We start from the raw sequence: 3,351 nt of genomic DNA, 5'->3' as shown, positions 1-3,351 counted from the left end.
CAGGAAGCGGACGCCGACCAGGAAGCGCTGCTCGGCGGCGAAGATGCGCAGCCGGTCGAGCCGGTCCTCGTAAAGGCGCGCATCGCCCAGAAAGCCGGTCAGGCTGGAGGCCAGTTCCTCCCGGTCCGGAAGGCCCTCGTAGAAGGCCGGGTCGAGCATGCCGTCGAACACGAGCGGCCGCCGGGTGATGATCTCGGACAGGCGCGGGGCGGCCGACAGGATCGTCATCAGCAGCGACAGCAGGTGCCGGTTGGAATCGAGCATCGAAAACAGTTGAATGCCCGCCGGCAAACCCTTGAGAAACGAATCGAAACGCAGAAGCGCTTCGTCGGGCCGGCCGGTCGCCGCGAACGCTTCGAGCAGCGCGGGGGTGATGTCGGTCAGCCGCTCGCGCGCCTTTTGGGACTGGAGCGCGCCATAGCGGCCGAAATGCCAGGTGCGGATCACGCCCCACATGTCCGCCGGGCGCCCGAAGCCAAGCTGTGACAGCGTGGTCAGCGTGTCCGGATCGGGATCGTCGCCGGTGAACGACAGGTTGCCGGCCGTGGCGGCCAGCGTCTCGCCCTCCCGGAACAATTCGCCGAAATGACGTTCGACGGCGACCAGGTGCCCGCGCAGGCGCAGGCGGAAATCGTCCTTGTCCGCATGGCCCATGAGCGCGGCGACGGCCGCCATCCCCGCGTGGGTTTCGGGCAGCATGTGGGTCTGCTCGTCACCGACCATCTGCACCACATGCTCGACGCGGCGCAGGAACCTGTAGGCCCCGCCCAGTTCGTCGCGCACGGCATCGGCGATCCAGCCATCGGCGGCGAAGCGGGCGAGCATGTCCAGCGTGCGCCGGTCGCGCAGGTGCGGCGCGCGGCCGCCGGCGATGAGCTGCTGGGTCTGCACGAAGAACTCGATCTCGCGGATGCCGCCGCGGCCGAGCTTCACATTGTGCCCTTCGATGGCGATGCGGCCATGGCCCTTGTGGGCATGGATCTGGCGCTTGATCGACTGCACGTCGGCGATCGCGGCATAGTCGAGATATTTGCGCCAGATGAAGGGGGCGAGCCGGGCGAGAAACCCCTCCCCCGCGACGCGGTCGCCGGCGACGGGCCGCGCCTTGATCAGCGCGGCGCGCTCCCAGTTCTGGCCGCGCGCCTCATAATAGGCCAGCGCCGCGTCCACCGCGATGGCGAGCGGCATGGCGCCCGGATCGGGCCGCAGCCGCAGATCGGTGCGGAAGACATAGCCCTCGCCCGTCCGCTCGCCCATGATGCGGATCAGCCGGCGCAGCATCCTTGACAAGGTGTCGCCCGCTTCGGAGGGTTCGGCCCATGTCAGGCCGGGCGGTTCGTGCTCGAAAAAGACGATCAGGTCGATGTCGGAGGAATAGTTCAGTTCGAACGCGCCGAGCTTGCCCATGGCGAGCACGATCAGACCCGAGCCGGCCGCGGGCTCGTTCACATCCGAAAGGGCCAGCCTGCCCCTGTCGTGCAGGTCGCGCAGAAGCCAGTTGACGGCTGCGTTCAGCGCCGCCTCGGCCAGCCGCGACAGGAACATGGTGGTCCGTTCGACCGCATGGGCGCCGGAAAGATCGCCCAGCGCGATGAACAGGTGCGCCTCGCTCTTGAGCATCCGCAGGCGCTGGGACAGATCCTGCTCGCAGAGTTCGGCCGGGGCCGCCGTCCGGGCCAGTTCGTCCATGGCCGCGATGGCGTCATCGATGACGGCCGCGACGGACAGTTCGGGCAAGCCGGCAAGACGGCCGATATGGCGCCGCATGGCGCCGGCCAGGAACGGCGCGTTGGTGCCGACGCCGACGAGGAATTCGGCCCACGGGTCTGCGCCGCCCCCGAGCGCATCGGCCAGGCCGGCATCGCCGGACTTCCGCGCCGCCTCGATCAGCGCGCGGCGGCAGGTCTCGGCGGCCTCCGGGTCGACGGCGGCGATGGCGCGGGGGACGGCGGGGGCGGTCGTCTGGCGGGCGGCTTTGGACATTTCGGTCTCGATGAAAGCGTCCACCGGGACCTAGAGCGGTTTGTCTTTAGCTGGCATCGTCTGAGCGCCGGGATTTTGTGATCTGGCAAGGCGCGCGGGACGACGCGGTGCGGGCACCGCAAGGCGCGCGCAACGCCGTCCAGAGCGCAAAAGACCAAGCGCGGGCGATGTGCGGCCATCATCTGATGTCAATCGGTTGCCGGCCTCCGGCTTGGACGTCTTTTCCGCCGGCGGCGTCGTCAAGAGCCTCGCGCGATCGTCGGATCGCGCCGCGGTGTTTTCCTCGCCGCGGCGAAAAATCCTGTCCATCAATCCGCTCCCATCTAAAGACAAACCGCTCTAGCGCCGAATGACGCCGCGTGGAAGCCGTGCCTACGGCCCGGCGGCGGGAAAGGACAGCACCGCGCACAGGCCGGGCTCGTTGTCCTCAAGGCGCAGTTCGCCGCCATGCTGGCGCATGATCGCATCGACCAGCGACAGGCCGAGGCCGGAACCGGGCGCGGTGCGGCTTTCGTCGAGCCGCTCGAAGCGGCGGATCGCGCGTTCGCGGTCGGCCTGGGCGATGCCGTCGCCATCATCGCAGACAAGAAGCTCCACGCGCCCGCCCGCCACGTCGGCCCGGCCGTCGAGCATCACCGTGCCGCCTCCGGCCCCCAGGCCGTATTTGAGCGCGTTGTCGATCAGGTTGGTCACCGCCTGGCCGATCAGTTCGCGATTGCCGTCGACGACGAGCGGGCCGGACGCCCTGTTGTCCAGATGCCCGCCCGCGTCCTCGACCAGCGGCTCGTAAAGTTCGGCCAGTTCCGCGGCCACGGCGGCAAGGTCGACCGGGGCGGGCGTGAAGCGGGTATAGCCGGCCTCCACGCGCGAAATCTGAAGCATGGCGTTGAAGACGCCGATGAGCTGGTCCGCCTCGCCGATCATGTCTTCGAGCGCGTCGCGATAGCCGGCCTCGCCGTCGCGCCCGCGCAGCGCCTGCTCGGCGCGGTTGCGCAGCCGCGTCAAGGGCGTCTTCAGATCGTGGGCGATCGAATCGGAGACCTCGCGCAGCCCGTCATTGAGCGTCTCGATGCGCCCCAGCATGGCGTTCAGGCTCGCAGAGAGCCGGTCGAACTCGTCGCCGGCGGCCGTCACCGGCAGACGGCGGCCCAGATCGCCGGCGACGATGCCCGCGCTCGCCGCCGACACGGCGTCGATCCGCCTGAGCGCGCGCCGGCCGATGAAGAACCAGATCAGGAGGCCGCCCAGCGCCATCAGGCCGAGCGCGAGAACCAGGGCGCGCCGGACGATGACCTGGAAGCGCTCCGGCTCGCCCAGATCGCGGCCGACAAGAACGTGCATGCCGTTCTCGAACAGGAAGATATTGGC

The 3,351-nt window shown here is 69.1% G+C and carries 2 protein-coding genes; both read right to left on the bottom strand.

The genetic code is table 11. From position 1 onward, the window contains the following. Positions 1 to 1,983 (bottom strand): bifunctional [glutamine synthetase] adenylyltransferase/[glutamine synthetase]-adenylyl-L-tyrosine phosphorylase (locus tag AC5E6L_RS14785; RefSeq protein ID WP_491774317.1); only part of this gene is annotated, 1,983 nt, incomplete at its 3' end. 372 nt (positions 1,984 to 2,355) lie between these two features. Continuing rightward, positions 2,356 to 3,351, bottom strand: a 996-nt coding sequence (locus tag AC5E6L_RS14780; RefSeq protein WP_491774315.1) for a sensor histidine kinase, incomplete at its 5' end; no start/stop codon positions are given.

It is taken from the genome of Roseitalea sp., assembly GCF_984466335.1.
This window is presented reverse-complemented; position numbering and strand designations above follow the sequence as displayed.